19 protein-coding genes and 1 pseudogene are annotated in these 18247 nt (G+C 72.0%); 17 read left to right on the top strand and 3 right to left on the bottom strand.

Translation table 11 applies throughout. The annotated features are described in order from the left end of the window. Position 1: 1 nt before the first annotated feature. Complete coding sequence (locus IF99_RS0111780; protein WP_107048958.1) at positions 2–586, bottom strand: GNAT family N-acetyltransferase; 585 nt, start codon at positions 584–586, stop codon at positions 2–4. Continuing rightward, positions 583–1641 carry a tRNA (adenosine(37)-N6)-threonylcarbamoyltransferase complex transferase subunit TsaD gene (tsaD, locus tag IF99_RS0111775; protein WP_030996363.1) on the bottom strand — a complete coding sequence of 353 codons (1059 nt, stop codon included), beginning with the start codon at positions 1639–1641 and terminating at the stop codon, positions 583–585. The genes IF99_RS0111780 and tsaD overlap by 4 nt, the downstream gene beginning before the upstream one ends. Positions 1642–1752: 111 nt before the next feature. On the opposite strand from tsaD, the pseudogene IF99_RS35740 reads away from it, so the two are divergent. Further along, positions 1753–1933 (top strand): annotated as a pseudogene (locus IF99_RS35740) (hypothetical protein); the annotation flags it as partial. Positions 1934–2635: 702 nt separating this feature from the next. Next, a complete protein-coding gene (locus tag IF99_RS0111765) occupies positions 2636–3562 on the top strand; it encodes a DUF5655 domain-containing protein (RefSeq protein WP_030996361.1) in 927 nt (308 codons plus the stop codon). Positions 3563–3654: 92 nt separating this feature from the next. On the opposite strand, the gene IF99_RS0111760 is transcribed toward IF99_RS0111765, so the two are convergent. Next, a complete protein-coding gene (locus tag IF99_RS0111760) occupies positions 3655–4401 on the bottom strand; it encodes a DNA-methyltransferase (RefSeq protein WP_008746474.1) in 747 nt (248 codons plus the stop codon). A gap of 399 nt (positions 4402–4800) precedes the next feature. On the opposite strand from IF99_RS0111760, the gene IF99_RS0111755 reads away from it, so the two are divergent. The 15 genes from IF99_RS0111755 (at position 4801) to IF99_RS0111685 (ending at position 18126) form a co-directional block, all read left to right on the top strand. Beyond that, positions 4801–5895, top strand: a complete 1095-nt coding sequence (locus tag IF99_RS0111755; protein WP_030996360.1) for a C40 family peptidase — start codon at positions 4801–4803, stop codon at positions 5893–5895. Between the two features lie 15 nt (positions 5896–5910). Then, positions 5911–6537 carry a hypothetical protein gene (locus tag IF99_RS0111750; RefSeq protein WP_030996359.1) on the top strand — a complete coding sequence of 209 codons (627 nt, stop codon included), beginning with the start codon at positions 5911–5913 and terminating at the stop codon, positions 6535–6537. Between the two features lie 61 nt (positions 6538–6598). Further along, a complete protein-coding gene (locus tag IF99_RS0111745) occupies positions 6599–6928 on the top strand; it encodes a DUF6112 family protein (RefSeq protein ID WP_051703451.1) in 330 nt (109 codons plus the stop codon). After that, positions 6928–7629, top strand: coding sequence for a hypothetical protein (locus IF99_RS0111740; RefSeq protein WP_030996357.1), 702 nt, complete (start codon positions 6928–6930; stop codon positions 7627–7629). The genes IF99_RS0111745 and IF99_RS0111740 overlap by 1 nt, the downstream gene beginning before the upstream one ends. Positions 7630–7662: 33 nt before the next feature. Beyond that, positions 7663–8958, top strand: a complete 1296-nt coding sequence (locus IF99_RS0111735) for an SCO6881 family protein (RefSeq protein WP_420705666.1) — start codon at positions 7663–7665, stop codon at positions 8956–8958. A gap of 74 nt (positions 8959–9032) precedes the next feature. Continuing rightward, positions 9033–10490, top strand: a complete 1458-nt coding sequence (locus tag IF99_RS0111730) for an SCO6880 family protein (RefSeq protein WP_030996354.1) — start codon at positions 9033–9035, stop codon at positions 10488–10490. A gap of 12 nt (positions 10491–10502) precedes the next feature. Continuing rightward, positions 10503–10871 (top strand): DUF6238 family protein, encoded by a 369-nt coding sequence (locus IF99_RS0111725; RefSeq protein ID WP_030996353.1) that lies wholly within the window; start codon positions 10503–10505, stop codon positions 10869–10871. A 12-nt stretch (positions 10872–10883) separates the two neighbouring features. Continuing rightward, complete coding sequence (locus IF99_RS0111720; protein WP_030996352.1) at positions 10884–12440, top strand: ATP-binding protein; 1557 nt, start codon at positions 10884–10886, stop codon at positions 12438–12440. 40 nt (positions 12441–12480) lie between these two features. After that, a complete protein-coding gene (locus IF99_RS0111715; RefSeq protein WP_030996351.1) occupies positions 12481–13164 on the top strand; it encodes a hypothetical protein in 684 nt (227 codons plus the stop codon). Positions 13165–13216: 52 nt separating this feature from the next. Further along, complete coding sequence (locus tag IF99_RS31615; RefSeq protein ID WP_051703450.1) at positions 13217–13678, top strand: hypothetical protein; 462 nt, start codon at positions 13217–13219, stop codon at positions 13676–13678. A 223-nt stretch (positions 13679–13901) separates the two neighbouring features. After that, positions 13902–14234: a hypothetical protein gene (locus tag IF99_RS0111705; protein ID WP_030996349.1), complete on the top strand. Its 333-nt coding sequence runs from the start codon at positions 13902–13904 to the stop codon at positions 14232–14234. Positions 14235–14244: 10 nt separating this feature from the next. Next, on the top strand, positions 14245–14490 hold the full coding sequence (locus tag IF99_RS0111700) for a hypothetical protein (RefSeq protein WP_010262970.1): 246 nt from the start codon (positions 14245–14247) through the stop codon (positions 14488–14490). Positions 14491–14734: 244 nt separating this feature from the next. Beyond that, positions 14735–15823, top strand: coding sequence for an AAA family ATPase (locus IF99_RS0111695; RefSeq protein ID WP_199806487.1), 1089 nt, complete (start codon positions 14735–14737; stop codon positions 15821–15823). Continuing rightward, a complete protein-coding gene (locus IF99_RS0111690; RefSeq protein ID WP_030996347.1) occupies positions 15820–17616 on the top strand; it encodes a hypothetical protein in 1797 nt (598 codons plus the stop codon). Before IF99_RS0111695 ends, IF99_RS0111690 begins: the two co-directional genes overlap by 4 nt. A 57-nt stretch (positions 17617–17673) precedes the next feature. Continuing rightward, on the top strand, positions 17674–18126 hold the full coding sequence (locus IF99_RS0111685; protein WP_030996346.1) for a hypothetical protein: 453 nt from the start codon (positions 17674–17676) through the stop codon (positions 18124–18126). Positions 18127–18247: the final 121 nt, after the last annotated feature.

Genomic DNA, 18247 nt, shown 5'->3' with positions numbered 1-18247 from the left:
GTCAGTCCGGTATGTCGCCGCGACGGGGGTGGCCAGGGCCGAGCAGAACGACGGGCCCGGCGCCCTCGGGGGCTGGACAGGTGGCCCGTGCCCAGCCGAGGCGTCGGTAGAAGCGCAGCGAGCCGGTCGCGGCGGCGGAGGTGAGCAGCCAGCAACGGCCGTCGGGGGCGTCGGTGGTCACAGCGCCGAGAAGTGCCGTGCCCACTCCCGCGCCGCGTGCGCTCGGAGCCACCGCTATCTCGTCGATCTCCCTCGCCCCGCACAGCCACAGCCGGGTCCTCTTCTCACCGAGCGCGGCGCGCGCGGCGGCGTACGACCGCCCGGTGGGGAAGACGGCGGGGGTCGTCCAGGCCGTCGCGAAACCGACGACGCGCTCGCGGTCCCGCCCGCTGCCGAATGCCAGGGCCGCGACGCATCCTTCGCGGAGCACGTCGTCAGGGAGCCTCTGCACAAAGGCCGAGGTCTCCTTCGGTCCCTCGCACCAGGGCGGCTCGGCGAAGACCTCCCCGTAGACTCGCCCGACCTCCTCTCGCCTGCGCAGCAACGCGGCGGCGGTCACGCGGCGCACGCGCACCAGCCCGCTCACGCCGCCCTCGCGCTGACAACGGCGACAGGGTTCAGAGCCGCGTACTCCAGCGGCGCGGAAGGGTCGATCGAGACGTCGAGCGGCGCCGGCTCCGCCCCGGCGCGGACCAGGAGGTCCCCGACTGCGGCGATCATGGCGCCGTTGTCCGTGCACAGCGTTATCGGCGGGACCCGCAAGGCGATCCCGGCGGCGGCGCAGCGCTCTTCCGCGAGGGCCCGCACCCGTGAGTTCGCCGCGACGCCGCCGACCACCACGAGGGTGGAGACGTCGTAGGCGCGGCAGGCCGCCAGCGCCTTGCGGGTGAGAACGTCGGCCACGGCCTCCTGGAGCGAAGCGGCACCGTCTGCGACGGGGATGGGTTCCCCGGCCAGAGTGTGTTTCTCGACCCAGCGCGCCGCCGCCGTCTTGAGGCCGGAGAAGGAGAAGGCATACGGGTCGTCACGCGGCCCCGTCAGCGGGCGCGGGAAGCGGACGGCGCCACCGTCGCCGTCACGCGCCGCGCGGTCGATGGCGGGACCGCCGGGGTACGGGAGACCGAGGACACGGGCCACCTTGTCGAAGCACTCCCCTGCTGCGTCGTCGACGGTGTCGCCGAGGTGCAGGATCGGCTCGCGCGCCAGGTCCCGCACGAGGAGCAGCGAGGTGTGCCCGCCCGAGACGATCAGCACGACGCACGGGTCCGGGAGCGGCCCGTGCTCCAGCGTGTCCGCGGCGACGTGCCCCGCGAGGTGATGCACCCCGTACAGCGGTACTCCGATCCCGTACGCGAGGCTCTTTGCACCAGCGAGACCGACCTGGAGGGCGCCGCTGAGCCCGGGGCCCGTGGTGACGGCGACCGCGTCGAGATCCCGCAGCCGCAGACCGGCGCGCTCCAGTGCCTCCCGCACGACAGGCCGCAGCGCGTGCAGGTGCGCCCGCGCGGCGATCTCCGGCACGACACCGCCATAGCGGGAGTGCTCGTCCATGCTCGACGCCACGACGTGCGCGAGCAGTCGCCCGCCCGACACGATGCCCGCCCCGGTCTCGTCGCAGGACGACTCGATCCCGAGGACCACAGGTGCGGCCACGTCCCCTCCTTAGCCCAAGCGCTGCATTATTGCACCTACTACGCTATTGCAAGCTATATGCAATAAGACGTGGAGTCCCGAGTGCCTTACGGAGGCTGGCCAACGCGGACCGCGAGCAAGGCGTTCGCCGCGCACTGGAGCGGGTGGAGGAGATCGGCGCGTACCAGCTCAGCTGGTTGAGGCTGTCGCGGATCCCGCCCAATCGGACGGCGGAGCGCTGGCCCGGTGCGCGCTGGGATCGAAGGCGCCGCTGATGGAGCGGGCAGCGGATCGCCGACGCGGCGGCTGCCGACTTGGGCGGAAGCCCAATCAACCTTCGATGACACAAACTCGCATCCGTCACGCGTCGATGGCACGCGGTCAAAGTTCGGTGACACAGGACACAGCCACAGCTGTTCTGCGCCAACGGCGAGACGCATCGACTTGCGCCCAAAATCGAACATGTGATCGGGTCGGTGTATGGAGCACGACCCTGTCCTACAGCTTGCCGCTCAGCGGTGGAGCACCTACGGCGCTCTCGCGAGGGCGAGTGCGAGCGACGTCACCCGGCTGCGACGCCGTCTCATCCGCGAGTCGGCCGCGCTACTGGATGCACCCGAGTCGAATACGCGACGGCGCGAGCTGCTCTGCCGCTTCCCATGTCCGCCGACGGGTCGCTCGTGACCACGGAGCCCGGGGAGAGCAGGGCGCTTGTCCTTGCGTCCATACGGTCGTGGATCGGGAAGTACGGCGAAGGGCCTTCCGTACGAGATCTGAGCCGGGTTACTGGTCTGGCGCTGGGCACTGTCGCGCACCACCTCAGTCGCTCGGAGGGGGACGGCATCGTGATGCGCACTTCGTCGAGATGGCGCTCGTGCCGCCTGTTGTAGGCGGCGCTAGCGATGCCTCGCCGCCTCATCGGCGGAGAGCTTCTTGCGCACGTGGAATATTCGCGACCGTCCGGTGATTGGGTCCCGTGCAGGAATCACGGGAGGAGCTGCTGGTGGCCGAGCTGAAGGTGTTCCGACGGCGTGCAGACGGGCGGGACGTGGAGCTGGTGGGCTCGGCGGTGGCGCTGGAGGTGGAGCTTCAGCGGCGGGTCGAGGCGGGGCTGGAGGCGATGCTCGGGGTGCGGTTCCTGGCCTCGGAGTACGCGACGGGTCCGTGGCACCGGGGTCGGATCGACACGCTCGGGCTCGACGAGACCGGTGCCCCGGTCGTGATCGAGTACAAGAAGGGCTCGGACAGCGGCGTGCTGTCGCAGGCCGTCTCGTACATGACCTGGCTGCGTTCGGCGCGTCACGAGTTCGAGGCGCTGGTCCGTGCCGTGCTGGGCGCGGAGGCGGCCAAGAGCATCGACTGGCGTCGCCCCCGGATGATCTGCATCGCGTCGGCCTTCTCCCACCACGACCGCGTCGCCGTGGACAACGTCCCCGAGCGGATCGACCTCGTGCGCTACCGCGTCTTCGACGGGGACCTGCTGAGCCTCCTGCTGGAGCACTCCTCGCCCGGCGTGTCGCACCCCAGCGGGGCGCAGCGCAGAAGAGAACGAACCGCGGGAGCACCGAAGCCTTCCGCCGCGCCGGTTCCGCCGGCGCGATGCTCCGCTCCGGCGTGCCTGGAGGACCTGTACGGCGAGCTGAACGAGGCTCTCACGGCGTGGGGTGAGGTCGAGGTCACCCCGCTTCAGCACTACATCGCATACCGGCGCTTCGTGAACATCGCCTCGGTCCTGTTCCGCCCCGGACACAAGGTGATCCTCACGTACCTGCGCCTCGACCCCGACACCGTCGAGCTGGAGGAGGGCTTCACACGCGACATGCGCGGGATCGGGCACCTCGGGACGGGAGACCTGGAGGTCCGCGTCGGCTCACCCGCCACCCTGGAGCGGGCGCAGCCGCTGATACGGCGGGCCTTCGAAGCGGCCTGACACACACGGAAGGGCGGCTGGTGCACCGGCTCATGGTGCACCAGCCGCCCTTCGCCGTCTGGGATCCGCCGGCCCCGGGCCGGTTCTCGACCTCACTCCTCGGGCCCGGCGAGGACGAAGTCGTCCTGGGTCAGCTCCGCGCGCAGCCGCCGTTCGGCGATGTCCGCGTAGTGGGTGGAGAGTTCGACGCCGAGGAAGTTGCGTCCTTCGCGCAGGGCGGCGACTCCGGTCGAGCCGCTGCCGGTGAAGGGGTCGAGGACCGTGCCGCCTTCGGGGCAGACCTTGACGAGCTGCCGCATGATCTCGACGGGTTTCTGGGTGATGTGGACGCGGTCCTTGCGGGGCTGCGAGGCGATGTAGTGGCCGGGGAGGTAGAGGTCGCGTGTGTTGTCGAGGGTGCCCTTGACACCCCAGGTGACGAACTCGGTGTCCTGTTTGGGTCCGCCCTTGCGGGGGCGGCTCGCGGGCTTGATCCACGAGATCGTCCCGCTCCACGTCCATCCCGCCATCTGGAGGGCGTCGGTGGTGGTGGGCTCCTGGCGCCAGTCGGAGAAGACCATGGCGACGGAGTGCTCGGTCGCCGCGCGGTACGCCTCGGTGAGCAGTTCGGTCAGCCAGGAGCGGTAGGAGCGCTGGTCGCGGTTCTCGCCGGGGAAGGTGGCGAGGTCGTGGGCGCTGTTGCTCGTGACGTACTTCGCGCGCGCGGTGCGCCCGGTGCGCTCGGAGCTGGTGCGTCCGCCGCTGTTGTACGGGGGATCGGTGATGACGGCGTGGACCGATTCGTCGGGGAGGGTCTTGAGGATGGTGAGCGCGTCGCCGCGGTGAAGCGTGTAGCCCATCGGCTCGCCCCCTTTCTGCCAGGCGGGAATGGGTCCGGCGGAGAGTAGCCGCGAACCTCGGCCGTACCTAACGCGACCGCCTCTCGACTCCCGTGCCTCGGCTGCCGTTTGGTGCGGCCGAGGTTCGTGCGTACCGTCTCGCCGCACAGCCCGCCGGAAGCCGGTTCGGAGGGCGTTGACCTGCGTGTTCGGAGGCATTCGTGCGGCGCGAGAGATTACAAGGGCGGCTTGCTGCCGCGCTCGCACCCACGGCCAACAGGGGCCCATCCCTCTCTGGCCGGGCCGCCTTGAGCGGTACGTGCCTGGCGCGGCGTCGCGGACCTTCTCGTACTGTCTCCGGCGCCGCGCCTTCTCACCATGGGAGGCATCCATGCACACATCAACACGGGTTACGACCTCGTGAAGACCACCGGAGCGGCGCTCGGTCTGCTGGCCGCCGCACCCCTGCTGCTCGCCGCGCCCGTACTGCTTGTCGCGAGTACGACGGCCGAAGCGAGCTGCACCTCAACCTCCCCCGTCGACACGGCTGCTGTGGCCGGCCAGGTCGAGCACCTCCTCGCGGGCGGCAGGGCCACCGAGGTGAACGTCGAGGGTCTTCCCGACCCGGCCGAGCAGATCCCGAACGCGGAGCGGATCGTGGCCACCGGTATCTCGCTCGGCGTCCCCGCGCGCGGCCAGGTGATCGCCCTCGCGGTCGCTCTTCAGGAGTCGGGGCTGCGCAACCTCGCGTACGGGGACCGCGATTCCGTGGGGCTCTTTCAGCAGCGTCCCTCGCAGGGGTGGGGGACGGTCGAGGAGACCCGGGACCCGGTGCACGCGGCGACGCGCTTCTACGAGGCGCTGCGGAAGGTGGACGGGTGGCAGTCGCTGTCCCTCACCCAGGCGGCGCAGGCAGTGCAGCGCTCGGCTCTCCCCGACGCCTACGCCAAGTGGGAGGACCTCGCGCTCGCCCTCCGGACCGCGCTCGCCCACGTCCTGGATCCCGACGGCGACACAGGCGCTGCCTCCCTCGCCACGGGCGACGGGTGCGTCGCCGACGAGGCGCAGTTCGGGCCGATTCCGGCCGGCACAGTCCCGAAGGGCTACACCATCCCGAAGGACGCCCCGGTCGCGGTGCGGACCGCGATCCGCTGGGCCCAGGGGCAGCTCGGCACGCCGTACCAGTGGGGCGGGTCCTGCACGGATGCGCACGGCCCGGACCCGATGGGCCGGTGCGACTGCTCCTCGCTCATGCAGCAGTCGTACGCCGCCGCCGGGCTCCATCTCAGCCGCACGACATACACGCAGGTCAAGGTAGGCAAGGCGGTCTCGGTCGACCACCTTGAGCCGGGCGACCTCCTCTTCACCGAGGGGAGCGCCGCCGCGCCGGAGCATGTCGGGATGTACATCGGCTCCGGACTGATCATCCACGCGCCGCACACCGGCGACGTCGTCCGCATCACGACCCTCGACGCCTGGCGGGGGGACATCCTCGCCGCCCGGCGGGTCGTCTGACCAGAAGGGAATCATTTGCCGTACCAGCCGCAGGCTCACCTGCCGGTCGAGCGCCAGGCGGACCTCCTGCGGGAGACGGCCCGCCACCTGGATCAGTGCGCCGCCGCGTTTTACAGCCTCGCCGCCCTCAACTCCGTTCACTGGAAGGGGCTTTCCGAGATGCTGACGCACCTCTCCGAGTCGTACGCGGGGCTTGTCGGTAACGCCGTCGGGCCGGTCGACGTGGCGGGCGAGTCGCCGGAGGCGGAGGCCGAGCGCAGGGCCACCTACGCGTACGCGCACGCCGCGCTGCTGGTGAACAAGGCGCTGCTGCGGGCGGCACCGGCCCTGGAGTGCGCGGTGCGCTTCCATCTCTCCTCGGAGCCTGCGCCCACCGAACTGAACGAGTACCGCAGCTCCGTGCTGTCCGTCCACGGGCAGCTCAAGGAGGCGGCGTGGATCGTCGAGGAGTTCTCCGGCGAACTATCCGGGCCTGAGCCCGAGTTGCTCCGGCAGATCAAGGCCACGCGCCCCGGCGTCTTCAGCCGCACAGCGAGCGGCACCTCCTCGGCCCGCTCCGGCCGGGCCGTGCGTCCTGGCAACGCCGACCGCCCGGCCGCACCGTCGTCACCGACCTCCGCCGAGTCGTCCCGGCAGCGCTGACCGCTTCCTCCCCCTCTCCTTCCTCTTCTTTCCTCCCGTCCGCGCCAGGGCTGCCGTCGGCATGCCCGGAATCGGAGTGCCCGTGCACCATGTCCTCGACGTCATCCAGCTCGCCTACGACCCGGGCGTCAAGCCCACCGAGGGCGGTCTGCCCGGCCTCGCCGTCCTCAAGAAGGTCGTCGGGGGCATCAACCTCTTCGCGATCATCGCCTCCGTCGGGGCACTCGCGGTCAGCGCCGCGGTCTGGGCGTGGGGGCACCACTCCGGCGGCCACCAGGCGGAAGCGACCGGTAAGAAGGGCGTGCTGGTCAGTGCCGGGGCTGCCCTGCTGCTCGGGGCGGCGAACGGGATCGTGACCTTCTTCTCCGCCCTGGGCACACAGGTGCACTGATGAAGAAACGTTCCTTCACACCTGACCGCAGCGCCACGGGCGCGAAGGGCAGGCTCGTACTCGGCGCGCTCGTCCTCGTCGTCCTGCTCGCTGTCGCCGGGCTCGTCGGGTATCTCACCCGCCCCGACGCCGCACCTGCCGCTCACATCCCGGCAGCATCGCCCGCCCCCACAGGGCGCGATTCCTCCTCGCCCGCCCCCGCCGAGGGCTCGCCGGAGGCCGAAGCAGCGCCGCCCTCAAAGGTGCTGGACCCTCCGTCGACATCCGATCCGCTCACCTACGCCAAGGCCGCCGCCGTCGCCCTGTGGTCGTACGACACCCGCAGCACCACGCAGGTCGAGCACCTCGCACTGCTGGAGCGCTGGCTCACCCGCGAGAGGCAGGTCGTGGACCGGGAGTCCGTCGAGGAGCAGGTGCCCTCACCGACGCTGTGGACCGAGATGTCGGCCTCCGGTCAGTACGCGACGGCGACCGCGGCGGAGGCCCGGTATCCCGAGGCGTTCGCCCGCGCGCTGCGCCAGGACCCGGCCCGTCTGGGCACGGCGTACGTCTACGCCGTCACGGTCACCGGCCACCAGTCGATCGCGTGGAAGGGGCACGCGAAGGCCGGCGCAGAGACCCGCACGGCCACGCTCGCCGTCCAGTGCCGGCCCCAGCGCCCGTGCGCGCTGGCCGGAGTGCTCCCGGCGGTGGCCCCATGACCTCCAACTCCAACCATATGAACGGAGGTTCGCGTGGCCGTCTGTGATCTGCCCTTGATGGACAAGGTGTGCGGCGCGATCGACTTCGCGCAGAATCCCGGCGGGACGGTGACGAACGCGGTCGGCGCTTGGATCGCGAAGAGCGTGGGGGAACTGGCCGCGTCCGCCGCCGACCTCGCGGCCCGGACCGTCGACGCCACCACCGCGATCGACCTCGACGCGCACTGGTTCCGGCAGAACTACGAGTTGCTCCTGCCCATCGGCCTGGTGGTGATCGTCGCCACCTTCTGCCTCCAGCTCGTGCAGGCCGCCTTCCGGCGCGACGAGCGGGCGCTCGCCCAGGCCGTCACCGGCACCGTCACGGGTGTCCTCTTCTCCTTCTGCGCCGTCTCCTTCACCTCCGTCGCGATCACCGTGACCGACAGCCTCTCGGACAGCCTCTTCGCTACCGCGCACACCTCGATCGCGGAGGCCGTACGCAGGCTCGTGGGCGGGCCCGACCTCGGCACGATGTACAGCAACGGGTGGGTCACGCCCACGTTCGTCGCGCTCGCCTGCTCGATCGGCGCCTTCCTCTACTGGTGCGTCATGGTCGCGCGCAAGGTCGCCGTCCTCGTGATGGTGACCCTGGCCGTCTTCGCCGGAGCCGGTGGTGGCTGGGAGGCGGCAAAGCGGTGGCGACGCGGCTGGATCGAGGCGACCGCCGCCCTCGTCTTCTCCAAACTCGTGATGACCGTTGTCTTCCTCATCGGCGTCTCCGCCCTGGGCCAGACCCACGCCCGCGACGGCATCGGCGCGGTCTCCGACGCCCTGGCCGGGCTCGTCGTGATGGTCCTCGTGCTGCTGTGCCCCTACGCCTGCTACAAGTTCGTGCACTGGGCGACGGACAGCGGAGGCCACGACGACCTGCACCGCACCGCCGTCGCGGGCGTGACCGTGGCCGCGAACGCCGCGAAGACCGCGGGCCGTCTCGCGTTCCAGGCATCCACCGGTGTCCCCGCGCCGCAGGGGCCGCCGTCCGTGCCAGGCACGGACTCCTCGGGCACGGCCGCCGGGATCGACCCGACCGGCGGGAGCCGGCTGAGCAAGGAAGGCATCGACGGCGGGCCGGAGCAGTCCCCCGTCCGCTTCCGCTACGGCGAGGACCCGGACGCCGAGGGCGACCGCGGCACCCCGCTCATCCGCAGGCCCGGCATCCCCCCGCTCATCACCCGGGCGCCCGCCGACGCTCCCGCGCCGAGCACGGCCCCGGCCCCGGCCCCGCCGGACCTTCGCAAGGCGAACATGCCGGCCCCAGACCCCGGGTCGCCACCGCCCGAGGGCTCGTGACCTGAGACAGGGGCGGGCGGCCCCTCGCACCGCCCGCCCCCGTGCCCCTCGCTTCTTCGACCGCTGGGACCACCATGCCTGAAACCCCCTCCCCGACCGTGAAGTTCCCCCACCGCTCCCGCCGAGGGGTGCTCGCCGGCCTCTCCACCGCGCAGCTCGCGCTCGCCGCTCTCTCCGGGATCCTGCTCCTGGTGGTGGTGCTGCTCGGCGGCGTCCTCACCGCGCTTGCGCTACTTCCCCTGTGGGCCGTCCTCCTCGCCCTCACGCTCGGCCGCCGCCGAGGCCGCCCACTGCCGGACTGGACACCCGTCGTGCTCCGGTACGCGCTGCGCCGCATACGCCGCCAGCTCCTGTGGCTGCGCCGCCCCGGCCCCCGCCCGGCGCGCGACGGGCTGCTGCACCTGCCGGGCCGGGCCGCGAGCCTGCGCGTCGTCACGAGCGGCGACGGCCGCCTGTCCGCCGTGCACGACCCCCACGGTGCCACTCTCACCGCCGTGCTGCGCGTCTCCTCGCGCGCCTTCGCCCTTCTCGACCCGGCCACCCAGCAGGCCAACGTCGCCGGGTGGGGCCGCGCGCTCGCCGCACTCGCCCGCACCGGGCACGTCGCGCGCATCCAGGTCCTGGAGCGCACCGTGCCCGGCTCCGGCGACGCCCTGCGCCGGTACTGGTCCCAGCACGGCGCCCCGCACGCCCCCGGGGCCGGGGCTTTGTACGAGGAGCTGATCGCCTCGGCGGGCCCGGCGGCGGCACCGCACGAGATGTACGTCGCGCTCGCCCTCGACCTCAAGGCGACGCGACGTCTCGCCGCGCAGGCGGGCGGCGGCCTGAGCGGCGCCTTCGGCGTGCTCGCCCAGCTCACCTCGACCGCCGAGCAGGCCCTGCGCGATGCCGGGCTCACCTCGTCCGGGTGGCTCACCGCCGGGCAGATCGCCGCCGTGACCCGCTCCGCGTACGACCCGGCAGCCCTTCCCGCCCTCGACTCCTGGAGCGAGGGCCCCCTGCCCGCCGCCGCGCCGACCGCCGCCGGGCCCGTCGTCCTCGTCGAGCACCCGGACCGGATCAGCACCGACTCCGCCGTCCACGCCACCTACTGGGTGGAGAACTGGCCCCGCACGGCCGTGAGCGCCGCCTTCCTCCACCCCGTCCAGTTCTCCGCCGGGGTACGCCGCTCCCTCTCCCTCCTCTACACACCGCAGGGCCTGGATTCCGCGCTGCGCGACGTACGCCGCAGGAAGTCCGCGATCATCGCGGACGCCGCCGAGCGCGCCCGGCGCGGACAGGTGGAATCCGAGGCGGACAGCACCGAGTACGCCGATGTCCGCGACCGGGAACGACAGTTGATCGCCGGTCACGCCGATGTCGCGCTGACCGGGCTGATCACCGTGTCCGCCGAGAACGACAAGGACTTGCGCGCCGCCTGCGCCACGATCGAGACGGCGGCCGTCGCAGCCCAGCTCAACCTCCGCCCCCTCCTCATGCAGCAGGCCGAAGCGTTCACGAGCGCGGCGCTCTCGCTGGCCCTCGCGGCATAAGCGGGCAACCCGATGCACCAGCCCGAACCGCCCCCACCCGACGGCCTGCTCCCGCTCGCCGCCACCGCCCTCGACCTGCACCGCGCCACCTGCACCGGGCCCTTCCTCGCCGGCCCGGACGACCTCGACGCTCTCCACGACCTCGGATGCGCCCTGCTACGCCTCCTCGATGTCCACGCCGAGCGCGCCACCCCGATCCGGGAAGCCGCCGCACCACTACGCGAAGCACGGCTTCGCGCCTGGCAGCTGACCGACCTCCTGCACCGCGCCGCCCACGCCGCCCCGGGCCCGCGCCCCGCGCCTACCCACCTGTGCCGACGCCACCACGGCGCCGTACGGCTCATCCGCCGCCGGGCCACCGCCGCCGAACTCCGCACCTGACACGAGGACTTCATGCGCCGCGCCATCGCCTCCCCCTTCTTCTCCCCCACCCAGCGGCCCGACCGCCCCGAGCGCAAGGTCCACCGCGCCCGCCTCGCCGCCGCCCGCCGCCGCGCAGCCACCGCCGGACAGAGCGACCGCGAGGAGCCCACGCCAGGGCTCGACTCCGAAATGCGGGCCACCTATCCGGCCTCCGGCAGGCCCGGCCCCGCCTCCGCGCGCGGCGGGAAGCTCCGTCTGCCCGCCCACCGGCTGACCACGGCAGTCGTCTCGGGCGCCTACCCCTTCCTCGCCGAGGGTGGCCTCGGCGCCGAGGGCCTCTACATCGGGCGCGACGTCCACGCCGACGCCGCCTTCTGCTACGACCCCTTCGCCCTGTACGCCTCCGGCCGCGTCGAGGGCTTCACCAACCCCAACGGCGTGATCGCCGGGATCATCGGGACAGGCAAGTCCGCGCTCGCCAAGAGCATCGCGCTGCGCGCCATCGCGCACGGCTACAAGATCTACGTGCCCTCCGACCCCAAGGGAGAGTGGGGGCCGGTCGCCTCGGCCCTGGGCGGGCAAACGATCGCGCTCGGCCCGGGACTGAGCGGACGCCTCAACCCGCTGGACGCCCCGGCCCGGCCCGCCTCGGTGTCGCCGCAGGACTGGCGCGGCGAAGTCCGCAAGCGGCGCCTTCTGCTGCTCGCCGGACTCGTCCGCACCGTCCTCGGGCGCGACCTTCGCCCCGCCGAGCACACCGCCCTCGACACGGCCCTCGACCTCGCCGTCGCCGAGGCCGAGAGCGCCGGCGCCGTCCCTCTGCTCGGCGACGTCGCCAGCGTCCTCACCCACCCGGACCGCATCGACGCTGTCCTCGCCGGGTCCGCCGGACGTATCGCGACCGCCGCCGACGACCTCGGCCACGCCCTCCGCCGTCTCCTGCACGGTGACCTGAGCGGCATGTTCGACGCCCCCTCCACCGTCACCTTCGACCCGAACGCGCCGATGCTCACCATCGACCTCTCCCGCCTCGGCGGCACCGGCGACGACCTCGGCCTCGTCCTCGCCATGACCTGCGCCAGCGCCTGGATGGAGGCCGCCCTCGCCGACCCCGAGGCCGGGCGCCGCTGGGTCATCTACGACGAAGCCTGGCGCATCATGCGCCACACCGGGCTCCTGGAACGCATGCAGGCGCAGTGGAAGCTCTCCCGCGGCCTGGGCCTGGCCAACTGGATGGTCATCCACCGGCTCAGCGACCTCCTCGCCGCCGGTTCGGCCGGCTCGCGCGGACGCGCCCTGGCCGAAGGACTTCTCAGCGACTGCTCCACGCGCGTCATCTACCGCCAGGAGCAGGACCAGCTCGCCGCCGCGACCACGCTTCTCGGCCTCACCGGCGTCGAGGCCCAGGCCGTCTCCGCCCTGACCCGCGGCCGGGGACTCTGGAAGGTCGCCGGCCGCAGCTTCATCACCCAGCACATCCTCCACCCCGAAGAGCGCCAACTCTTCGACACCGACGCACGCATGGGACCCAAAAACGCCGAGGTCACGGACCCAGCGGCCCCCTTGCTGTCCCCCCGCTCCCGCTGAGCGCCCGGCAAGGGCACGCACACTTCACGAGGTCCACCACATGACCGACGCAAACACCACCCCGACCGGCGCCCCCGGCTCTGAGCCCGCCGACGAGCCCCTCTGGACCCGCCATGTTCCCGCGCTGGCCGCCGCAGCCGAGGGCATCACCCGCGCCTCCGACGCGTGGGACGCCATCTCGGACTCCCTGTGCGACAGCGAGGGATGGCCGTTGGACGAAGATCGCTACGCCGATGGCAAAGTCGGCCGCGACGCCGAGGCATGGACCCACGTCGAGACCTTCCTCGCCCACGGTCCCGAAGTCCTCGCAGGCGTCCGCGCGACCGCGCTGGCGGTGGATTACCTGAGCGGCCCGCTCAGTACCGATCTGAGCAACCTGCGCGGTATCGAGTCCACGCTCGAACGGGCCGCCGAGCTGCAGGACGAGTGGGCGGAGGCCGTCATCCACCTCAACCCCATGCCGTCCAGGTACCGAGACCTGTACGAGGTCCGGGCCATCGAACTGCGCAACAGCGAGGGATGGCACTACGCCGACCTCCTGTCCGCCCAGGGAGCGGCGCTCGCGCGCGCCGGGGCCCACCTCGCAAGTCGCGTCGGCCCGCCCGTGTCCTCCGCACGTACCCGCGCCGCGGCCTCCCGACCGGCCGCGCCGACAGGCGAGACACCCGTCGGCCAGCGGCCCCCGTCACCTTCCCCGCCGGCGCCGCCGCACCGCTCCCGCTGAGGCGCACCGCATCGCACACCGTTCTCGCCATCACCGAGAGGAAGACGCTTCCATGACCTCTCTCCCCGACCCCGACGTCGTCTTCGCCGAGCACCCCGAACTCGGCATCGTCGCCGCCACCGCCAGCACCCCGGACGGGCCCGACCGAGGCGACCACGCTCTCACCGCTCGCGGCTGGATTCACCACAAGGAACTGGACATCTACACGCTGCCCGGACGACTGGACCGGGCCTCGGCCCTGACCGTCGTCTCGGGCTCCATCCGCGCCCTGCAGAACAAGGGCCAGATCGTCGCAGCCGACCCCGGCCTCGCCCAGGCCGTCTTCCACGACCGCGCCGAGGCACGCAACGCCGCTCCCGTCGCGTCTCGTCGCGGACCCGACGCCGCGGTCGCGGCTGTACAGACCCCTCCCGCCCTGCGGCGCAATCCCACACCTGAAGTGACCGAAGCGAACATCAGCCTCTCGCCGCCTCGTCCTACCGCCGCACAGGCGTCCAGTTCCCGCACCCGCTGAGGCAGGAGTAGCCCTGCGCACCGTCAACCTGACCCAACACATCCGCCTGTTCGGCGACGCGTCCGCCACCCTGGAGGAGCTGACGGCCGAGGCCCGGCGTATCCAACGGGGCGAGATCGCCAAGCCTGTCCGCGAGATCGCACCTGTCAGCCTGCGGCTGCACGAGCTGGCCTCGAAGAGCACGCGCCAGCTCTACGACCTGTCGGTCAGCCCCTACCCCCAGATGGAGGGCGCCGCCGAATCCCTGGCGCACCTCGCCGGCGCCTGCGCCCAGATTTCGCTGGCCGCCACTCTGTGCGACCTCGCCATCCATCACCGCACCGAGATCTACCTCTACGACGACGCAGACCCCACACCCGTGACCAGTGCCGACCAACTTCGCCGCGCCGCAGATGAGATGGGCCGCGCAGCCGCCACTTACCGGGTCCTCGCGCAGGGGCTCTCCCGCCGCCTCGCCTCGTCCACGACGCGCATCGGAGAGATGGTCCGCAGTTCGCACACTGCGTCTGCACAGACACCGCCCAACACCCCGCCGCATTCCCGTCACCACCGGTAGGAGACCCACCTTGCCCGATGCGCCAGAGCCGGTCCGCACCATCCGGCACGCCCTCACCGGCGAGATCACCACCACCCGCTACAACTCCGCCGCTCGGCGGATCCTGCTCGAGTCCGGCTTCGAGGAGGCGCCCCTCTGCGCCTGCCAAGCGACCAAACCCGGGACGGAGCGGACGCAGGCCCCTGCTCGACGGCCGGCGAACTGCTCGTCACCGGCCACCCCGTGCATGTGGACCGAGCCCTCGGTCAGCCGGTGAGCGCCGCCACCACGCCCCGGCCGCGCCGGTCGGCGACATCGGCACAGTCCGTGACCCGCAACGAGAGCGGCCCGTCTTCCAGCGCGTTGCCAACCCCCGTCCGTATCCGCATCCGTTCAAGGGGCTTGCTTTGACCACACCCGGACCGCCCACCAGTCCAGCTCGTACCAAGGGCGGCGAGCTACGGGCCAAGGTCGCCAAGCTACTGGCCAAACGGCCGGCGGACGCGCTCACCATCGGGGACATGGCCAGGCAACTGGGACACTCCCACGGCGCCGTCCGCAACGCCGCCCTCACCCTGGTGCGTCGCGGCGAGGCCGACCAAGGCGGAACCGGACAGCCCACTTTCCGCGCGAACGCGAAAACCGCCGCAGCCGCGCGAACCGCTGTGATCAGCCCACCGGGCACCCACTCTCCCCGCGTCCAGGCGGCCACGGCCCGCACGACGATTCCCACAGCAACCACGCCCAAGCAGACCGGCCCGATCCGTCGCGCGGGGGGCCAGCTCTACCACCCTCGGGAGCTGGCCGATCTGCCCGATGTCGAGGCGCTGGCCCGTCTTCGCGACGCCGACGTGCCAGTGCTGCTCTACGGCCCTCCGGGCACCGGCAAGACGTCGTTGGTGGAGGCGGCGTTCCCGGACCTGCTCACCGTCGCCGGGGACGGCGACACCACGGTCGGCGACTTGATCGGCGAGTACACGCAGGACGACGACGGAGGCTACGTCTTCCAGTACGGTCCGCTGGTCACCGCGATGACCGAGGGCCGCGCCCTGCTGATCGACGACGCCACCCTGATCTCGCCGAAGGTGTTGGCGTCGTTGTATCCGGCGATGGACGGGCGCCGGCAGATCCAGGTCAAGGCCCACAAGGGCGAGACCATCAAGGCCGAGAGCGGCTTCTACGTGGTGGCGGGCCACAATCCTGGCGTGCACGGGGCGGTGCTGACGGAGGCGTTGTCGAGTCGTTTCAGCGTGCAGGTCCAGGTGGGCACCGATTACGACCTGGCCCTGGCGCTGCGGATCGATGCGCGGGTGGTTCGTGTCGCCCGGCACCTCGCCCGCCAGGTCGAACTCGGCGAGCTGGGCTGGGCGCCTCAGCTGCGTGAGCTGCTCAGCTTCCAGAAGACCGAGGCCGTCCTCGGCACCACGGCCGCGCTCGCGAACTTGATCGGCGTCGCTCCCGTGGAGGATCGTGACGCCGTCGCCGACGCCGTCACCAAGGCTGCTGGCGTCAAGAAGATCGCTCCCCTCACCCTCGGCAAGCAGCTCCCTGCCTCAGCCGCCCCGCAGCCCCCGAGCGCCGGCTCCACGAACCGGGGGCACACGCGATGAGCGCTCACCACGTCCAGTCCCCCGCCACCGCGCCGGACGACGTCGCCGACCTCGCCCGCTGGGCCGACGACGGGGCCCCGCCCGCGCAGCCGCGCTCCTCCCCGGCGGCGTGGCTGCGCGTGGGAGCCGAACTCGGCGACCGCCTCGTCGACCTCGCCGGCCGCCAGGACCTCCTCGTCACCTGCCGCCCCGGCACCCGCAGCGGCGCACCCGCCGCCTTTTCCCCCTCTCTGGCCGAGGTCGAGTTCGACGCCCGCCTCTTCGCCCCCCTCCAGCCCCACGAGATCAATCCGCGGATCGTCGGCGACGAGGAGCGGTATCCGGCCGCCTGGGGGGTGTTCGTCCACGAGGCCGCGCACGCGGCCCACTCCATCTGGACGGAGCCCGCCGGAGCGGCCCCCCGTGTCGTTGAGGCCGCGCTCCTGCTGGAGGAGAGCCGTGTCGAAGGACAGCACCTTCTCAGGCGGCCCACCGACCGCACATACCTGCGCGCCAGCGCCCGGACCCTGGTCATGCCCGACATCGCCCACCCCACCCTCCAGGGCATCGAGCAAGCCGCCGGCGCGGCGGCCCTGATCCTCGGCCGCCGCGATATCGGCATCCTCGACGCCGCCGAAACCCGGGCCGTCGCCGAGCTGTGCGAACAGGTGCTAAGCGCACCGCTGTTGGCCACCCTCACCCGCATCTGGGGCGCGGCCCAGCAGTGCGCCGATCACGACGCCACGACGATGCTCGCGCACGCTCAGGAATGGTGCGACGCTCTGGACGCCGCGACCCCCGCCCTGCCCGTGCCCGGCAACCTCACCGATCTGCTCTCCGACGCCGCAGGCGCCGTCATGAACAGCATGGCCGCCACCGACGCCGCCGACCTTGCCGCACAGGCTGCAGCGACCAACGCCATGGCCGCACAGTCCAAGGCGCAGGCCGAGGACCGCGCTCGGCGGGCCGGCCAGCGACGCAAAGCCGCCGCCACCGCCAAGTCGGTCTTCAACCCCCGCAGCACCACCGTCGATCCCGACGGAACCCCGGCGCCCTACGGCAACCCTGTCACCGGCAGCCGCAAGCCCACCGCTGCCGAGCGAAGTGCCGCCGCGCGCCTGAGCCGCGCGTTGCGCGCCGCCGCCTACCGCGAACGCACCGAGGAACGGACCACCAGCCCTACCCCGCCCGGCCGCCTCAACATGCGCGCGGCCCTCGCCCGCGACGCACAGCGCGCGGCCGGATCGGTCCCCACCGCGGAACCGTTCACCCACACCCGCCGCCGCACCTCCCCCACCCCACCGCTACGCGTGGGTATCGCCGTCGATGTCTCCGGCTCCATGAGCGCCGCCACAGGGCCCGTCGCGTCCGCTGCCTGGATCGTGGCCCGCGCAGCGGCCCTGACCGACCCCGACTCCCGTACCGCCACCGTCGCCTACGACATGCACCTGACCGCACTGACCCGGCCCAGCAACCGCGCGCCGGAGCGCGTGACACTGTTCGAAGCCAACGGCGGCAACCACAACCTGGCCGACGCCATCGACGCGCTCGACCACGGACTCGACCTCAGCCGCCCCGGCGCAGGCCGCCTCCTCGTGATCGTCACCGACGCCCACTACGGCAGCGACGAAACCGCCCAAGCCGTCACCCGCGTCAAACGCCTCACCGCCGCCGGCTGCGCCGTACTCCAGCTCACCCTCACCACAGAGTCCCAGCACCTGCCGGGGGCCACCCTTCTTCACCTCCCCAAGCCCTCCAGCGCGCCCGCCGCCATCGCGAAGGCGGCCACAGACGCCATCCGCAAGACACGCTGAGCCGCCGCCACACGACCACGCCGACCAGACTCAGAAGACAGAAAGCGGCACCAACACATGGCAATCCCCACAGAGTGGACCATCGATCACACCTGCGGCCACACGGAAACGCGAGACCTCACCAACCGTCCCGCCGATCGCCGGGCCGGCTTCGCCGAGTGGCTCGGGACGCAGCCCTGCACCGCGTGCTGGGAAACCGCGCGCTCGGCCGAACGCGCAAAGGAACGCGCGGCCGAAGAGAAAGCCGTCGAGGAATGGGCGAAGCTTCACCAGATGCCCGTTCTCCACGGCACGGCACGAATGGTCCCTTGGGCCACCCGTTGCCGCCACCAGCTCCTCTCCGACGCGTACACCGCCCTCGTGATGGACGAAGACACGGCGGAGGCCAAGTGGGAGACCGTCGAGGAAGCCCTACGAAACGTGGACTACGCGAGCTGGTGGCTCGACCTGCGCAAGGCTGAACCCTCCGCCTTCCCGGAACTGCTGGCAGCGGCAACGTGCGCACCCTGAATCCGGCTCTCGAACAGACCGCCTAAGCGCTGTCCCGTAATCCCACGAGGCTGAGGGTCATGCCGTGTCCGGGTCGGCGTCGATGGCACCGGCTGAGCGAAGCGAACGCCCGAGGTTTCCG

Source organism: Streptomyces sp. NRRL F-5630, from assembly GCF_000719475.1.
In the GTDB taxonomy this organism is placed as follows: Bacteria; Actinomycetota; Actinomycetes; order Streptomycetales; family Streptomycetaceae; genus Streptomyces.
The sequence above is the reverse complement of the archived record's forward strand: the minus strand, read 5'-3'. Positions and strand labels throughout refer to the sequence as shown.

Coding starts and splice junctions, on each gene's coding strand:
- IF99_RS0111730 (WP_030996354.1), top strand. CDS start 9,033: ATGCCTGAAACCCCCTCCCCGACCGTGAAGTTCCCCCACCGCTCCCGC.
- IF99_RS0111760 (WP_008746474.1), bottom strand. CDS start 4,401: ATGGGCTACACGCTTCACCGCGGCGACGCGCTCACCATCCTCAAGACC.
- IF99_RS0111690 (WP_030996347.1), top strand. CDS start 15,820: ATGAGCGCTCACCACGTCCAGTCCCCCGCCACCGCGCCGGACGACGTC.
- IF99_RS0111695 (WP_199806487.1), top strand. CDS start 14,735: ATGGCCAGGCAACTGGGACACTCCCACGGCGCCGTCCGCAACGCCGCC.
- IF99_RS0111740 (WP_030996357.1), top strand. CDS start 6,928: ATGAAGAAACGTTCCTTCACACCTGACCGCAGCGCCACGGGCGCGAAG.
- IF99_RS0111715 (WP_030996351.1), top strand. CDS start 12,481: ATGACCGACGCAAACACCACCCCGACCGGCGCCCCCGGCTCTGAGCCC.
- IF99_RS31615 (WP_051703450.1), top strand. CDS start 13,217: ATGACCTCTCTCCCCGACCCCGACGTCGTCTTCGCCGAGCACCCCGAA.
- IF99_RS0111705 (WP_030996349.1), top strand. CDS start 13,902: ATGGAGGGCGCCGCCGAATCCCTGGCGCACCTCGCCGGCGCCTGCGCC.
- IF99_RS0111725 (WP_030996353.1), top strand. CDS start 10,503: ATGCACCAGCCCGAACCGCCCCCACCCGACGGCCTGCTCCCGCTCGCC.
- IF99_RS0111685 (WP_030996346.1), top strand. CDS start 17,674: ATGGCAATCCCCACAGAGTGGACCATCGATCACACCTGCGGCCACACG.
- IF99_RS0111720 (WP_030996352.1), top strand. CDS start 10,884: ATGCGCCGCGCCATCGCCTCCCCCTTCTTCTCCCCCACCCAGCGGCCC.
- IF99_RS0111745 (WP_051703451.1), top strand. CDS start 6,599: ATGCCCGGAATCGGAGTGCCCGTGCACCATGTCCTCGACGTCATCCAG.